Origin of the sequence: Acidocella sp., from assembly GCF_027352905.1 — a bacterium.
Taxonomy (GTDB): domain Bacteria; phylum Pseudomonadota; class Alphaproteobacteria; order Acetobacterales; family Acetobacteraceae; genus Acidocella.
On sequence record NZ_DAIEIF010000010.1, the window covers coordinates 32,333 to 46,979 of the forward strand.

At 68.5% G+C, this 14,647-nt stretch carries 12 protein-coding genes and 1 pseudogene; 7 read left to right on the forward strand and 6 right to left on the reverse strand.

Features of this window, described 5'->3' with window-relative positions; all coding sequences use genetic code 11:
• Positions 1-22: 22 nt before the first annotated feature.
• The 7 genes from shc to M7H45_RS00955 all read left to right on the forward strand — a co-directional run bounded on the left by shc (position 23) and on the right by M7H45_RS00955 (position 7,856).
• Complete coding sequence (shc, locus tag M7H45_RS00925; protein ID WP_298213769.1) at positions 23-1,936, forward strand: squalene--hopene cyclase; 1,914 nt, start codon at positions 23-25, stop codon at positions 1,934-1,936.
• Positions 1,937-1,939: 3 nt separating this feature from the next.
• The gene (locus tag M7H45_RS00930; RefSeq protein ID WP_298213771.1) at positions 1,940-2,710 is read left to right on the forward strand and encodes an SDR family NAD(P)-dependent oxidoreductase; all 771 of its coding nucleotides are present in this window, start codon (positions 1,940-1,942) and stop codon (positions 2,708-2,710) included.
• 67 nt (positions 2,711-2,777) lie between these two features.
• Positions 2,778-4,031 (forward strand): gamma-glutamyltransferase, encoded by a 1,254-nt coding sequence (locus M7H45_RS00935; protein ID WP_298213773.1) that lies wholly within the window; start codon positions 2,778-2,780, stop codon positions 4,029-4,031.
• Between the two features lie 2 nt (positions 4,032-4,033).
• Positions 4,034-5,194 (forward strand): pyridoxal phosphate-dependent aminotransferase, encoded by a 1,161-nt coding sequence (locus M7H45_RS00940; RefSeq protein WP_298213775.1) that lies wholly within the window; start codon positions 4,034-4,036, stop codon positions 5,192-5,194.
• 100 nt (positions 5,195-5,294) lie between these two features.
• Positions 5,295-6,044: an electron transfer flavoprotein subunit beta/FixA family protein gene (locus M7H45_RS00945; protein ID WP_298213777.1), complete on the forward strand. Its 750-nt coding sequence runs from the start codon at positions 5,295-5,297 to the stop codon at positions 6,042-6,044.
• A gap of 1 nt (position 6,045) precedes the next feature.
• Complete coding sequence (locus tag M7H45_RS00950; protein WP_298213778.1) at positions 6,046-6,978, forward strand: electron transfer flavoprotein subunit alpha/FixB family protein; 933 nt, start codon at positions 6,046-6,048, stop codon at positions 6,976-6,978.
• Between the two features lie 2 nt (positions 6,979-6,980).
• Positions 6,981-7,856 carry a 3-hydroxybutyryl-CoA dehydrogenase gene (locus M7H45_RS00955; protein ID WP_298213780.1) on the forward strand — a complete coding sequence of 292 codons (876 nt, stop codon included), beginning with the start codon at positions 6,981-6,983 and terminating at the stop codon, positions 7,854-7,856.
• 18 nt (positions 7,857-7,874) lie between these two features.
• On the opposite strand, the gene M7H45_RS00960 is transcribed toward M7H45_RS00955, so the two are convergent.
• The 6 genes and pseudogenes from M7H45_RS00960 to M7H45_RS00985 all read right to left on the reverse strand — a co-directional run.
• Positions 7,875-9,419 (reverse strand): DHA2 family efflux MFS transporter permease subunit, encoded by a 1,545-nt coding sequence (locus tag M7H45_RS00960; protein WP_298213782.1) that lies wholly within the window; start codon positions 9,417-9,419, stop codon positions 7,875-7,877.
• On the reverse strand, positions 9,419-10,522 hold the full coding sequence (locus tag M7H45_RS00965) for an HlyD family secretion protein (protein ID WP_298213784.1): 1,104 nt from the start codon (positions 10,520-10,522) through the stop codon (positions 9,419-9,421). The genes M7H45_RS00960 and M7H45_RS00965 overlap by 1 nt, the downstream gene beginning before the upstream one ends.
• Positions 10,522-10,995: a MarR family winged helix-turn-helix transcriptional regulator gene (locus tag M7H45_RS00970; RefSeq protein ID WP_298213799.1), complete on the reverse strand. Its 474-nt coding sequence runs from the start codon at positions 10,993-10,995 to the stop codon at positions 10,522-10,524. Before M7H45_RS00970 ends, M7H45_RS00965 begins: the two co-directional genes overlap by 1 nt.
• 52 nt (positions 10,996-11,047) lie before the next feature.
• On the reverse strand, positions 11,048-11,722 hold the full coding sequence (locus M7H45_RS00975) for a MarC family protein (protein WP_298213801.1): 675 nt from the start codon (positions 11,720-11,722) through the stop codon (positions 11,048-11,050).
• Complete coding sequence (gene ligA / locus M7H45_RS00980; RefSeq protein ID WP_298213803.1) at positions 11,719-13,743, reverse strand: NAD-dependent DNA ligase LigA; 2,025 nt, start codon at positions 13,741-13,743, stop codon at positions 11,719-11,721. The genes M7H45_RS00975 and ligA overlap by 4 nt, the downstream gene beginning before the upstream one ends.
• A pseudogene (locus M7H45_RS00985) lies at positions 13,740-14,647 on the reverse strand (DNA repair protein RecN); the annotation flags it as partial. The gene ligA and the pseudogene M7H45_RS00985, both read right to left, overlap by 4 nt.

Sequence of the window (14,647 nt, forward strand, 5' to 3'; positions counted from 1 at the left end):
AAACTCTGCCAAATCCCGCAAGATGAACGCGATTCTGGACCATTCCCTCCTCCGCGCCCGCGCCTCGCTGCGCGCCGAGCAGCGCGCCGACGGGCATTTCTGCTACGAGCTGGAGGCCGACGCCACCATTCCGGCGGAATATGTGCTGCTGGAGCATTATCTCGACCGCATCGATGACGGGCTGGAGCGCAAGATCGGCGTGTATCTGCGCCGCATCCAGGGCGATTACGAGAGCTGCCCCGGCGGCTGGCCGCTCTTCCACGGCGGCAAGATGGATCTCTCCTGCTCGGTGAAGGCCTATTTCGCCCTCAAGGCCATCGGCGATTCGCCGGCGGCGCCGCATATGCGCCGCGCCCGGGAGGCGATTCTCGCCATGGGCGGGGCGGAGCGGAGCAATGTCTTCACCCGCTTCCAGATGGCGCTGTTCGGCGCCGTGCCCTGGCGGGCCTGCCCGGTCATCCCCATCGAGGCGGTGCTGATGCCGGATTGGTTCCCCTTCACCATGCGCAAGGTCTCCTACTGGTCGCGCACGGTGATGGTGCCGCTGATGTATCTCGCCGCCGTCAAACCCCGGGCGCGCAACCCGCGCGGGGTGGGAATCGACGAATTATTCCTCACTCCGCCCGGGCAGGTGACCGACTGGATCAGGGGCCCGTATAAATCCGCCTGGGGGCCGGTATTCAAACTGCTGGACGACGCGCTGCGCCTGGCCGAGCCCCATTTCCCGCGCGGCAGCCGCGCCCGCGCCCAGCAAAAGGCGCGGGATTGGGTGCTGGCGCGGCTCAATGGGGAGGATGGGCTGGGCGCCATCTACCCCGCCATGGCCAACGCGACGATGATGTTCGACCATCTCGGCGAGAGAGAGGCTTTCGAGACGGCCTGGGGCTCGGTGCGCAAGCTCCTGGTCGTGCGGGAGGATGAAGCCTATTGCCAGCCCTGCCTTTCCCCGGTGTGGGACACCGCCCTGGCCGGGCACGCCCTGGCGGAGGCGGGCGAGGCCGAGGCGGCGCGGGCGGCCTGCGACTGGCTGATCCCCCGCCAGGTGCTGGACGTGGCCGGGGACTGGGCGGACAACACCCCGGATACCCGCCCCGGCGGCTGGGCCTTCCAGTACAATAACGCCCATTACCCGGATGTGGACGACACCGCCGTGGCGGGGATGCTGCTGCACCGGCTGGGCGGCGCGGACTACGCGGAGGCGATCTCCCGCGCGCGGGAATGGGTCATCGGCATGCAATCCGATAACGGGGCCTGGGGCGCGTTCGACATCAACAACGACCGCCAATATCTCAATCACATCCCCTTCGCCGATCACGGCGCGCTGCTCGACCCGCCCACCGAGGACGTCTCCGCCCGCTGCATCTCCTTCCTCGCCCAGCTCGGGCATGAGGAAGACAAGCCCGCCATCGCCCGCGGCATCGAGTATCTCCGCCGCACCCAGAAGCCGGACGGGTCCTGGTTCGGGCGCTGGGGCACCAATTTCATCTATGGCACCTGGTCGGTGCTCTGCGCCCTCAACGCGGCGGGGCTTACCCGGGACGACCCGATGATGGCGCGCGCCGCCGCCTGGCTGATCTCCAAGCAGCGGGAGGATGGCGGCTGGGGCGAGGATTGCGAGACCTATGCGAACGCGCCCCCCGGCGAGTTCCACGGCCAGGCGGCGCAAAGCCTGCCGAGCCAGACCGCCTGGGCGCTGCTGGGGCTGATGGCGGCGGGGCTGGCCGACCACCCGGCGGTGCGGCGCGGGGTCGCGTATCTGCAAGCCGCCCAGGGCGCGGATGGCGGCTGGAGGGAGGCGCCCTACAACGCGGTGGGCTTTCCCCGCGTCTTCTATCTCAAATATCACGGCTATCCGCGCTTCTTCCCGCTGCTGGCGCTCAGCCGCTACCAGCATTTGCTCGCCAGCAACGACCGGCTGGTGAAATACGGGTTCTAGCCGGTGCGGGGCGCGCTCGTCACCGGCGGCGGCCGCAGGCTGGGGGCGGTCATCGCCCGCCATCTCGGCGGCAAGGGCTGGCATGTCTTCGTGCATCATCACCAATCCGCGGCGGGCGCGCGCGAGGTGGCGGCGCAGATCATCGCGGCGGGCGGGCGGGCCACCCCCGTCCAGGCCGACCTCGCCGACGCCCAGGCGGTGGAGCGTCTTTTCGCGGCTTGCGAGGCCGCCTGCCCGCTCGGCCTGCTGGTCAACAACGCCTCGGGCTTCAGCTACGACACGGCCGCCAGCGTCTCGGCGGAGAGGCTGGAGGCGCATATGCGCGTCAATCTCTTCGCCCCGGCGCTGCTCACCCGCAACCTCCACGCCGCGCTCACCGCGCGCGGGGAGCGGGGCGTGGCGATCAGCCTCGTCGATAACAAGGTGTTCGGCCTCAATCCGGATTATTTCTCCTACACCCTCTCCAAGGTGGCCTTGCAGGGCATGATCCAGATGCAGGCGATGGCGCTGGCGCCGACGCTGCGGCTGGCGGGCATCGCCCCCGGCATCACGCTGATCAGCGGCCTGCAGACGCCGGAGGAATTCGAGCGCAGCCGCCGCAACAACCCGATGGGCATGGGCTGCACCCCGGAGCAGATCCTCAACGCCATCGATTTCATCCTCGCCAGCCCCGCCTATCATGGCCAGACGCTGGTGATCGATGGCGGGCAGGTGCTGCAGCGGCGCCCGCGCGATGTGGTATTTCTGGAAAATCCCGCCGCCGCCAAGGGCTGAGGCGGCGTTGCCGGGCCGGTGTTTCGCGGCTAATCAGGCCGGACAATCAAGTCAAAAGGGGTTCAGCTTGCAGAACCGTTCCCGGCGTCTCGCCGCCCTCGCCACCCTGGCCCTGCTCGCCGGGTGCGGCGCCGCCCATACGGTCGGGCACCAGCTTTTCGGCCTGGATAATGGCGCCAGCGCCTCGGGCGCGGTTTCCTCCGTCTTTGGCTACGCGGTGGCGGATGAACCGCAAGCGGCCCTGGTGGGGCGGGATAGTCTCAACCGGGGCGGCAACGCGGCGGATGCGGCGGCGGCGGAAGGCTTCGCCCTGGCCGTCACCCTGCCCTCCCGCGCCGGGCTGGGCGGCGGCGGCGCCTGCGTCATCAAGCTGGCCGATGCCAGCGGCAAAAAACAGTCGCCGGTGGTGCTGAGCTTCCCCGCCGCCGCGCCCGCCGCCACTGGCGGGGACCGCCCCGCCGCCGTGCCGATGCTGGCGCGCGGCTTGCTCGCCATGCAGGCCCGCTATGGGCGGCTGCCTCCTTCCGCCGTCATCGTGCCGGCCGAGCGTCTGGCGGGCGGCGCCCAGCTCTCTCAGGCCCTGGCGGCGGATCTCCAGGTGGTCGGCCCCGCCTTGCTGGCCGATCCCGGCGCGGCCGCGGTCTTCGCCCCCGGCGGGCGGGCGCTCGCGGTGGGGGCCAGCTTCCAGCAGCCCGACCTCGCCGCCACGCTGGAAACGCTGCGGGTGAATGGCGTCAACGGCCTCTACGCGGGCAGCGGCGCGGCGCAATTCGTCCAGGCCGCCGACGCGGCGGGCGGGGGCCTCACCGTGCAAGACCTCGCCAGCGCCACGCCCCGCTACCAGCCCCCCGTTTTCAGCCGGCAGGCCGGTTACGCCGTGGCCAGCCTGCCGCCCGCGCCCCCGCAGCCGGGCCGGGCGCTGCCCGCCTCCGCCGCCTTCATGGCGCTGGACAAGGATGGCGGGTCGGTGGTGTGCGTCACCTCGATGAACAATCTCTTCGGCACCGGGCGCATCGCCCCCGGCACCGGCGTGCTGCTCGCCGCCTCGCCGCGCGCCTATCCGCTGCCGGAGTTCGCCGCCGCCATCGCCTACGCGCCGGAGAGCCTCGCCTTCCGCGCCGCCGTGGCCGGCACCGGCCAGAACGAGGCGCAGGCAGCGGCCAGCATCGCGCTCACCAGCGCCCTCATCGGCCAGACCGCCCCCATCCCGCCGCCGGGCCGCGCCGATGTCATCTCCTGCCCCGGCAAGGTGCCGGGGGGCGAGGCCAGTTGCACGGCGCGCGCCGGCTCCCCCAGCGGCCTCGCCATCGGGGGGCGCTGAGCATGGCGCTCAAAACCGGCGCGGGCGGCAAGGTGCCGCCCTTCCGGGTGATGGATGTGATCCAGGCGGCCAATGCCCGCGCCGCCGCCCTGCCGCCGGGCGCGCCCAAAATCCTGCGCATGGAGGTGGGGCAGCCCGGCACCGGCCTGCCGCGCGGCGCGCGGGAGGCGGTGGAGGCGGCGCTGCGCAGCGGCGACCCGCTGGGCTATACCGAGGCGCTGGGCCGCCCCAGCCTGCGCGCGCGCCTCGCCCGGCATATGGCGGATTGGTACGGCGCCGACATCCCGCCCGCCCGCATCGCCGTCACGCTGGGCGCCTCGGGCGCCTTCCCTCTCGCCTTTCTCGCCGGGTTCGGCCCGGGCGATACCATCGCCCTCGCCGCGCCCTATTACCCGCCCTACTTCAACATCATCACCGCGCTCGGCCTGCGCCCCCTGGTGCTGCCCTGCGGGATCGAGACCGGTTTCCAGCCCAGCATCGCCATGCTGCGCGCCCTGCCGGAACCGCCGGACGGGCTGATCATCGCCAGCCCCGCCAACCCCACCGGCTCCATGCTCGCCCCCGCCGAGCTGGAGGCGCTCTGCCGCTTCTGCCACGAAAACGGCATCCGCCTGATCTCGGACGAGATCTATCACGGCCTCACCTATGGCAAGCCCCAGGCGAGCGCGGCGCAATTCTCGGAGAGCGCCATCGTCGTCAACTCCTTCTCCAAATATTTCTCGATGACCGGCTGGCGTATCGGCTGGATGGTGCTCCCGGCCGATCTGCAACGCGTGACCGAGACGCTGGCCCAGAATTTCTTCATCTCCGCCGCCTATGTCTCGCAGGTGGCGGCGGAGGCGGCGCTGGATTGCGGGCAGGAGCTGGAAGCCTACCGCGCCAATTACGTCCAGGCGCGCGAGATATTAATGGCGGGGCTGCGCGCGGCGGGCTTCCCCCATTTCTCGCCGCCGGACGGTGCCTTCTACATCTATGCCGATATCGGGGACCGCGCCGCGGACAGCACCGCCTTCTGCGCCCGGCTGCTGGCGGAGCTGGGCATCGCCGCCACGCCGGGCGTGGATTTCGACGCGGCGCGCGGCGGGCGCTACTTCCGGCTCAGCTACTGCGCCAGCCTCGCCGATATCGAGGAGGCCGTGACGCGGCTGAAACGGCTGGGCTGAGCTTTGTTTACTCGTGAGTAAATTGGGGCTTTCCAGGGCGGGAGACATACAATATCAAGGCCCCACTCCCATTCCGGGACACTGGAGAGGTGTATAAGAAATGAAAGTGCTGGTCGCTGTGAAGCGGGTGGTCGATTACAACGTCAAGGTCCGGGTGAAATCGGACAAGACGGGGGTTGAGACCGCCGGCGTGAAAATGTCCATGAACCCGTTCGACGAGATCGCCGTCGAGGAAGCCGTGCGGCTAAAGGAAAAAGGCGCGGTGGAGGAGGTCATCGCCGTCTCCATCGGCGTCGCCCAGGCACAGGAGACCATCCGCACCGCCCTCGCCATGGGGGCCGATCGCGGCATATTGGTCGAGGCGGATGGAACCGTGGAGCCGCTAGCCGTGGCGAAGATCCTCAAGGAACTCGCCAAGAAAGAGGGCGTGGAGCTGGTGCTGCTCGGCAAGCAGGCCATCGATGACGACATGAACGCCACCGGCCAGATGCTGGCCGCCCTGCTCGGCTGGCCCCAGGGCACCTTCGCCTCCAAGATCGAGATCGCCGACGGCAGCGCCACCGTGACCCGCGAGGTGGATGGCGGGCTGCAAACGGTGAAGCTGAAGCTGCCCGCCGTCGTCACCGCCGATCTGCGCCTCAACGAGCCGCGCTACGCCTCGCTGCCCAATATCATGAAGGCGCGCAAGAAGCCGATCGAGACGGTGAAGCCGGCCGATCTCAACGTGGATGTCACGCCGCGTTTGACCGTGATCAATGTCAGCGAGCCGCCAACGCGCAAGGCTGGCGTCAAGGTGCCGGATGTGGCGACTCTCGTCGAGAAACTCCGCAACGAAGCGAAGGTGATCTGATATGACTGTTCTGGTTATTCTCGATTTCGACGCCGAGGGCGTCAAGCAGCCTTCGCGCTCCGCCATCGCCGCCGCCACCAAGCTGGGGGACGCGCACGCGCTGGTGGCCGGCTCCGGCGTGGACGCCGTGGCCGAAAAAGCCGCCAAGATTCCCGGCATCTCCAAGGTGCTGGTGGCGGATGACCCCGCCTACGCGCACGCTTTGGCCGAGCCGCTGGCGGCGCTGATCGCCAAGCTCGCGGGCGATTACACCCATGTTCTCCAGGCGGCCACCGCCGTGGGCAAGAACGTGATGCCGCGTGTCGCCGCCCTGCTCGATGTCCAGGTAATCTCCGATGTTTCCGACATCGTGGACGCGGATACCTTCGTGCGGCCGATCTATGCCGGCAACGCGCTCGCCACCGTGAAATCCGCCGACGCCAAGAAGGTGCTGACGGTGCGCGCCTCCGCCTTCGACCCGGTGCCGGAGGAAGGCGGCTCCGCCACGATCGACAAACTCAGCGTCTCGCCCGAGGCGGCCGACCAATCCAGCTATGTCGGCTCGGAACTCTCCAAATCGGAGCGGCCGGAGCTGACGGCGGCGCGGGTGATCATCTCCGGCGGGCGCGGCATGCAGAACGGCGAGAATTTCACCAAGCTGATCGAGCCGATCGCCGACAAGCTGGGGGCCGCCGTCGGCGCCTCCCGCGCGGCGGTGGATGCCGGGTTCGTCCCCAGCGATTATCAGGTCGGCCAGACCGGCAAGATCGTCGCGCCGGAGCTCTATATCGCGGTCGGCATTTCCGGCGCGATCCAGCATCTGGCGGGCATGAAGGATTCCAAGGTGATCGTCGCCATCAACAAGGATGAGGACGCGCCGATCTTCCAGGTCGCGGATTACGGCCTGGTCGGCGATCTCTTCACCGTGCTTCCTGAACTGGAGAAGGCGCTCTAACCATGAATATCGGCAAAATCGGAGTCATCGGCGGCGGTTTGATGGGGAATGGCATCGCTCATGCGGCGGTGGCTTCCGGTTTTGAGGTAACATTGGTCGACGCCTTCGAGGCAGCGCTCAAGAAAGCCCTGGCCACCATCGACAAGAACATGGAGCGTCAGGTCATCAAGGGCGCGATGACCGAGGACGAGAAGGCGGCGACGCTCAAACGCCTCTCCTCCTCGACCGATTACCGGCAATTGCGCGGCGCCGATATCATCATCGAGGCGGTGCCCGAAAACCTGGACATCAAGAAATCCATCTACAAGGAATTGCAGGAGGTGATGGGGCCGGAGACGATCCTCGCCTCCAACACCTCCTCCATCTCCATCACCGAGCTCGGGGCGTGTTCGGGCCGCCCGGATAAATTCATCGGCATGCATTTCTTCAATCCGGTGCCGGTGATGAAACTGGTCGAGGTCATCAGGGGCCTCGCGACCTCGGACACGACCTATCAGACCATCTGCGCCCTGGCGGAGAAGCTGGGCAAGACCACCGCCACCGCCCAGGATTCCCCCGGCTTCATCGTCAACCGCATCCTCTGCCCGATGATCAACGAGGCGATCTTCGCCCTCTCGGAAGGGGTGGGCGATGTCCTTTCCATCGACACGGGGATGAAGCTGGGCGCCAGCCACCCGATGGGGCCGCTCACCCTCGCCGATTTCGTCGGGCTGGACACGCTGCTTTCGGTCATGCGGGTGATGCATGCCGATCTCGGCGAGGATAAATACCGCCCGGCGCCGCTCTTGATCAAACTCGTCAATGCCGGCTGGCTCGGACATAAATCCGGCCGGGGCTTTTACGATTACAGCACCACCCCGCCCAAGCCCACGCTCTGAGCCGGGCGGGCGGCGGCGTCATTCCATGGCCGAGGCCGCGCCGCCATGCTCCGAGGGGGCGGCGCTCAGCACCGGCCGGCGCATCAGAAACACGCAGAACGCCGCCGGGATGACGCACATCAGCATGAAGCGGTAATCGTCGATATAGGCGATGATGCGCGCCTGGGTGGTCACCAGCGAATCCAGCATGGCCGCGCCGGTGGGGCTGCCCGGATTCCAATAATGGCTCACCGCGCCACCCGCCTGCAGGGGCCGGGAGAAGGGCGTGATGTACTCCATCAGATTGGCATGCTCATAGATCGTCATATGGTCGAGCAGGGCCGAGGTGACGGAGATGCCGACCGCGCTGCCGACATTGCGGAACAAGGCGAGCAGGGCGGCGGCCTGGGTACGCAGCGCCGGCTCCAGCGTGTAATAAGCCACCACCTGGAGGGGCACGAAGACGAAGCCGAGCCCGGTGCCCTGCAGCGTGATCGTCGCCATCATGTAGCTCTGGCTGACCGAGGGGGTCCACCCTTCCTGCATGTGCAGCGAATAGCCGAGCAGGATATAGCCCAGCAGCATCAGCTTGCGGGGATCGACCCGGTTGGTCAGCCGCCCCGCCACCAGCATCGAGCACATGGTGCCAAAGCCGCGCGGCGCCATCACCAGCCCCGCCGTGGCCACGGGGTAATTGCCGAGATTTTCCAGAAACGGCGCCAGCAGCGCGGATGAGGCGAGCAGCACCATCCCCACCAGCAGCATGGTCAGCAGCGCGGCGGTGAAATTGCGGTCGGCGAAAATCCGGCGCGGGATGAAGGGCTGCCGCGCCGTCGCCATATGGACGAGAAACAGATACATCCCCAGCCCGGCGACGATGAACGAGCCGATGATGAAATTGGAGTTCAGCCAGTCCAGCTCCTGGCCGCGGTCGAGGGCGATTTGCAGTGCCGACAGGCCGAGCGAGAGCACGCCGAATCCCAGCCAGTCGAACCCGCCGATGGGTTGCGGCTTGCGCCCCGGCATCAGCACCATCAGCCCCAGCACGGCGATGATGCCAAAGGGCAGATTGACGAAGAACACGTAGCGCCAATTCCAGGTATCGGTGAGATAGCCGCCCAGGGTCGGTCCCAGGATCGGCCCCAGCATCACCCCCATGCCCCAGATGGACATGGCGACGCCGCGCTGCTCGATGGGGTAGATATCCATCATCGTCGCCTGGGAGAGCGGCACCAGCGCCGCGCCGAAGGCGCCTTGCAGCAGCCGGTCCACCACCATCTCGCTCAGCCCCTGGGCGATGCCGCACATCATCGAGGTCACGGTGAAGCCGACCAGGCAGACGATGAAGAGATTCTTGCGCCCGAACCGCGCCGCCAGCCAGCCCACCGGCGCGGTCATGATCGCCGCCATCACCACATAGGAGGTGAGCACCCAGGTGATCTCGTCATAAGAGGCCGAGAGCGAGCCCTGCATATAGGGCAGGGCGACATTGGCGATGGTCGAATCGAGCGCCTGCATCAGCGTCGCGATCATCAGGCAGACGGTGATGAGGCCGCGATTCTTAACCGCCAGCGTCGCGGACATCAGAACAGATCCGAGAGGTGGCGGCGGTGATGCGTGTCGACCGAGATTTCCGTGCTCATCCCCGCCCGCAAGGGCAGGTCCGGCCCGGACACGAACTCGATGCGCAACGGAATGCGCTGCACCACCTTGACCCAGTTGCCGGAGGAATTCTGCGCCGGCAGCACCGAGAATTGCGAGCCGGTCACCGGGGCGATGCTCTCCACCACCCCCTTCCAGTGCTCGCCGGGATAGGTGTCGATGGTGATGTCCACGCTCTGCCCCGGCCGCACCCAGGTGAGCTGGTCCTCCTTGGGCTGGGCGGTGATATAAATATCAGAGGCCGAAACCAGCCCGAAGGCGGCGGTGCCGGCGGGCAGCATCATGCCGGGTTGCAATTGCTCGACATTGGTGACAGTGCCGCCAAAGGGCGCCCTCACCACGCTATGGCGCTGGTTGACCAGCGCCTGGTTGAGATTGGCGAGCGCGCTTTGATATTGCGGGGTCTTGGTGGGGTCGATATTGGGGTCGTTGCTCAACCGCGCCAATTGCTGGCCCGCATTCGCCTCCATCTGGGCGAGACGCGCCGTGTCCCCGGCCAGGGTGAAGCGGGCATCGTCATATTGGGCGCGGGTGGCGCCGCCCGAATTCACGACCGCGGCGTAACGGTTGAAATTCGCCTGGTCCTTGGCCACCAGGGCCCGCTGCTCCTCGATCTGCGCTTCCGCCATCCGGTAGCCATGCTTGGCGGCGTTGATATCCTCGACCGTCTGGGCCAGCTGCGCCTCTGCCGCCGCCACCGCGATGGCGAAAGTGCTCTGGCGCAGCTCGAACAGAATCTGCCCCTGCTCGACGGCCTCATTGTCTTTCACCCGAATCTCGCCGACCAGGCCGGAGACATCGGTGGAGAGCGAAACCTTCGCCGCGTCGATATAGCTGTCATCGGTGGAGACATAGCGCCCGCCGGACAGCCAGAAGAGCAGACAGCCCAGCGCCACGAGCAGCACGCCGCCCCCCATCAGCACCGGCCGCAAAATCGCCCGGTGGCGGGCCTTTTTCACCGCCGCCGTGCCGGGGGGGCGCGGCTCCGCTCCTTCGAGTGGCGCGGCCTGGGGGTGGGACGACATCAAGCGTTCTCCTCTAGAGTTTTTTGGCCGCCCGGCGCCGTCGCGTCCGGCCCCCGCGCCAGATTGGTTTTCATTGCCCGCAGCCCCCGCAGCACCGCCTCGCGGTCCGCCCCGGTGAGGCCCTCGGTGATCAAAGCGGTGATCTGCCCCCGCTGGCGGTCGATCTCCGCCAGCTGCGCCACCGCCGCCGGGCGCAGATGCAGCCGCCAGACGCGGCGGTCATGCGCGTCCCCCCGCCGGGCGATCAGCCCCAGCGCCTCCAGCCGGTCCACCAGCCGGGCCGCCGTGATCGGCTCGACCTCCAGCAGATCGGCGAGCTCCTTCTGGGTCAGGCCGGGGTGATGATGGATATGCTTGAGGCAGCTCCATTGCGCCCGGGTCATGCCGTGCTCGCGCGCGCGCCGCTCGGCTTCCGTGCGGGCCAGCCGCGCGACACCCATCAGCAGGATCAGGAGATCATCCTCGGAACTCATAACTCCTGATATTATAACGTGGCTTACGAGTTTGCGCCCCCGCGCGGCGCGCTTACCGGCCCAGCGCCTCGTGCAGGACGGGCACCACCCCGTTGAGGGCGATCTGCACGCCGATGCCGAGCAGCAGGAACGCCACCATGCGCGACACCACCGCCTGCCCGGAATGGCCGAGCGCCCCCACCATGCGGTCCGAAGCGCTGTAGCAGACCAGGATGATCGCCGCGTTGGCCAGCACGGCCAGCGTCTCCCCGGCATAAAACACCCAGGCGCCGGGGAAGGCATCGGGCCGGGCGGTGGCGAGCGAGATGGCGACGGCGATGGTGCCCGGCCCGGCGGTGAAGGGCATGGTGAGCGGAAAGAAGGCGTAGCCCGCCAGATCCTGCTCCGGCGCGGCGTTCACCGGCGCGGCGGCGCGCTGTTTGCGCTGGGTCGAGCTATCCGGCGCGTTCAGCATCTCATAAGCGCGCACCGCCACCACCAGCCCGCCCGCGATGCGCAGCGCGTTCATCGAGATGCCGAAGAAATTGAGGATATAGGTGCCCGCCACCAGGGCGAAAAACATGACGAGAAAGGAGAACAGCGCGACCCGCCGGGCGAGGCTCGCCTTCTGCTCCGGGCTTTGGCCGCTGGTGATCTCGTTGAAAATGATCGCCCCGCCGAGCGGGTTGATGATCGAGAACAGGGCGGGAAAGGCCAGCAGAAAGGCGGAGAGAGCCTGCGCGATCATTCCATCCCTCCCAGACCCGCCAGCTCGCGGAACTCCGCCTCGGTGAGAATTTTCACCCCCAGCTCCGCCGCCTTGCGCGCCTTGGAGCCGGGCTCCGCCCCCACCACCACGTAATCGGTCTTTTTCGAGACGGATTCGGTCACCTTGGCCCCCAGCGCCTCAGCGCGGGATTTGGCCTCCGGCCGCGCCATGGTCAGCGTGCCGGTAAAGACGATCACCTTGCCGGAGAGGGGGGAATGGCGGGCGGCGGCGGGTTCGTCGCGCACCCGCACCTCCCGCTCCAGCCGCGCCAGCGTCTGCAAATTATGCGCCTCGGCGAAGAAGGCGAGCAGATCCTGGGCGATGGCGGGGCCGATGCCGGAAATATCACCCAGCTCCTGCCTCGCCTCGGAGCCAATGGTCCGCGCCGCCAGCATCGCCTCCCGCCAGTGGCGGTAGGAGCCGTAATGCCGGGCGAGCAGCCGGGCATTGGTCTCGCCGATGCGGCGGATGCCGAGCGCGTAGATGAAGCGCGCCAGGCTGATCTCCCGCCGCGCCTCGATGGCGGCGGTGAGCCGGGCGGCGGAAACCGGCCCCCAGCCCTCGCGGGCGGCGATCTCCGCCTCGTGCCGGGGCAGGGCGAACACATCCGGCGCGCTTTTCAGCAGCCCGGCCTCGTGGAATTCCCGCACCGTCTTCTCCCCCATGCCCTCGATGTCGAAGGCGCCGCGCGAGCAGAAATGGATCAGCCGCTCCACCACCTGGGCCGGGCAGGAGAGCCCGCCGGTGCAGCGGCGCACCACATCGTCATCCACCCGCAATGCCAGGGCGCCGCAAACCGGGCAATGATCCGGAAACGCGAAGGGGCGGCTGCCGGGCGCGTGGCGGAGCACGCGCAGAATTTGCGGAATCACGTCCCCCGCCCGCTGCAACTCCACCGTATCGCCGATGCGGATATCCTTGCGGACGATCTCATCCTCGTTATGCAGCGTCGCATAGGTCACGAGCACCCCGCCAATATTCACCGGCTTGAGCCGGGCGCGCGGCGTCAGCGCGCCGGTGCGCCCCACCTGGATCTCGATATCCTCCAGCGTCGTGCTCGCCCGCTCCGCCGGAAATTTCCAGGCCACCGCCCAGCGCGGGGCGCGGCCGACGAAGCCCAGCCGGCTTTGCAAGGCGAGATCATCGACCTTGTACACCACGCCGTCGATGTCATAGGGCAGATCGGCGCGGCTGGCCGCCATCTCCGCCTGGAAGGCGGCGGCCTCGCCCTCTTTCACCGGCCGCGAGAGCGGATTGACCGGAAACCCCCAGCGCTTGAGCGTTTGCAGATATTGCCAATGGGTTTTCGCCACCGGCGCCGAGCTTTCGCCCTGGGCGTAGGCGAATAGCGAGAGCCGCCGCCGGGCGGTCACCGCCGGGTCCAGCTGGCGCAGGCTGCCCGCCGCCGCGTTGCGCGGATTGGCGAATTTGCGCTCCTGCGCCTCGTTGAGGGCGAGAAAATCCGCCTTGGTCATATAGACCTCGCCGCGAATCTCGATGAAATCCGGCGCGTCCCCTGGCAATTCGCGCGGCAATTCCCGCAGGGTGAGCATGTTGGCGGTCACGTCCTCGCCCTCGATGCCGTCGCCGCGCGTCGCCCCGGTGACGAAGCGGCGGCCCTCATAGGTGAGGGAGATGGAAAGACCGTCGATCTTCGGCTCGGCGACGAAATCCAGCGCCTCGTCCTTGAGGCCGAGAAAGCGCCGGATGCGGGCCAGGAACTCCGCGAACTCCTCCGGGCTCAGCACATTGTCCAGCGAGAGCATCGGCGTGCGGTGGATGATCTTGCGAAAGCCGGAGGCGGGCCTGCCGCCCACCCTGGCGAGGGGGGCGCCCGCCTCCCGCCATTCCGGGTGGCGGGCCAGAATCGCCTCCGCCTCGCGGCGCAGCGCGTCATATTCGGCGTCGGTGATCTCCGGAGCGTCGCGCTCGTAATAGGCGGCGTTGGCGGCGGCGATCCGCGCCAGCAATTCCTCCAGCCGGGATTTTTCGCCGCTCATCGCGCCAGCAGGCTTCCCGCCGCCTGGCGCGCCGCCTCGGTCACGCTCTCGCCCGAGAGCATGCGGGCGATCTCCTCGCGCCGCGCCGCCTCGTCCAGATCCTCCACCACCGTCACCGCCCGGCCCCGCGCCTCGCGCTTGCTCACCCGCAATTGCGCCCCCGCCCGCGCCGCCACTTGCGGGCTGTGGGTGACGACCAGCACCTGCACCCCCGCCGCCACCCGCGCCAGGCGCTCGCCCACCGCCGCCGCCGTGGCGCCGCCAATGCCGGAATCCACCTCGTCGAAAATCAGCGTCCCCACCTCGCCCCCCGCCGAAAGCACCACCTTCATCGCCAGCATCAGCCGCGACAACTCGCCCCCGGAGGCGATTTTTTCCAGCGCCCCCGGCGTCTCGCCCGGATTGGTGGCGATGAGAAACCGCACCGCATCCGCCCCGCGCGGTCCCCATTGCGCCTCCGGCAGCATGGCGCGCGCCACCATGAAGCGGGCGCGGTCCAGCTTGAGCGGCGGCAACTCGGCGGCGATCGCGCGTTCCAGCTTGCGGGCGGCGGCGTCACGCGCGGCGGAGAGGGCGGCGGCCCGCTCGACATAATCCGCCCGCAGCCGCCCCGTCTCGGCGGTGAGGGCGGCGATATCGGCCACACCGCTTTCCAGCGCCGCCAGCTGGGCGCGCAGCCGGGCGTGGAAGCCCGGCAACTCCGCCACCGGCACGCCATGCTTGCGCGCGGCGGCGCGCAGGGCGAAGAGCCGCTCCTCCACCGCCTCCAGCGCGCGCGGGTCGTCCTCCGCCGCCGCGGCGAGCCGCTCCAGCGCCTCCTCGGCCTCGGCCAGGGCGATCTCGGCGCGGTCGATGGCGGCCATGGCGGCTGCGGCGGGGTTCTCCTGCCCGGCGGGCGGGGCGC

Coding starts and splice junctions, on each gene's coding strand:
- M7H45_RS00945 (WP_298213777.1), top strand. CDS start 5,295: ATGAAAGTGCTGGTCGCTGTGAAGCGGGTGGTCGATTACAACGTCAAG.
- M7H45_RS00965 (WP_298213784.1), bottom strand. CDS start 10,522: ATGTCGTCCCACCCCCAGGCCGCGCCACTCGAAGGAGCGGAGCCGCGC.
- M7H45_RS00960 (WP_298213782.1), bottom strand. CDS start 9,419: ATGTCCGCGACGCTGGCGGTTAAGAATCGCGGCCTCATCACCGTCTGC.
- M7H45_RS00975 (WP_298213801.1), bottom strand. CDS start 11,722: ATGATCGCGCAGGCTCTCTCCGCCTTTCTGCTGGCCTTTCCCGCCCTG.
- shc (WP_298213769.1), top strand. CDS start 23: ATGAACGCGATTCTGGACCATTCCCTCCTCCGCGCCCGCGCCTCGCTG.
- M7H45_RS00970 (WP_298213799.1), bottom strand. CDS start 10,995: ATGAGTTCCGAGGATGATCTCCTGATCCTGCTGATGGGTGTCGCGCGG.
- ligA (WP_298213803.1), bottom strand. CDS start 13,743: ATGAGCGGCGAAAAATCCCGGCTGGAGGAATTGCTGGCGCGGATCGCC.
- M7H45_RS00940 (WP_298213775.1), top strand. CDS start 4,034: ATGGCGCTCAAAACCGGCGCGGGCGGCAAGGTGCCGCCCTTCCGGGTG.
- M7H45_RS00950 (WP_298213778.1), top strand. CDS start 6,046: ATGACTGTTCTGGTTATTCTCGATTTCGACGCCGAGGGCGTCAAGCAG.
- M7H45_RS00955 (WP_298213780.1), top strand. CDS start 6,981: ATGAATATCGGCAAAATCGGAGTCATCGGCGGCGGTTTGATGGGGAAT.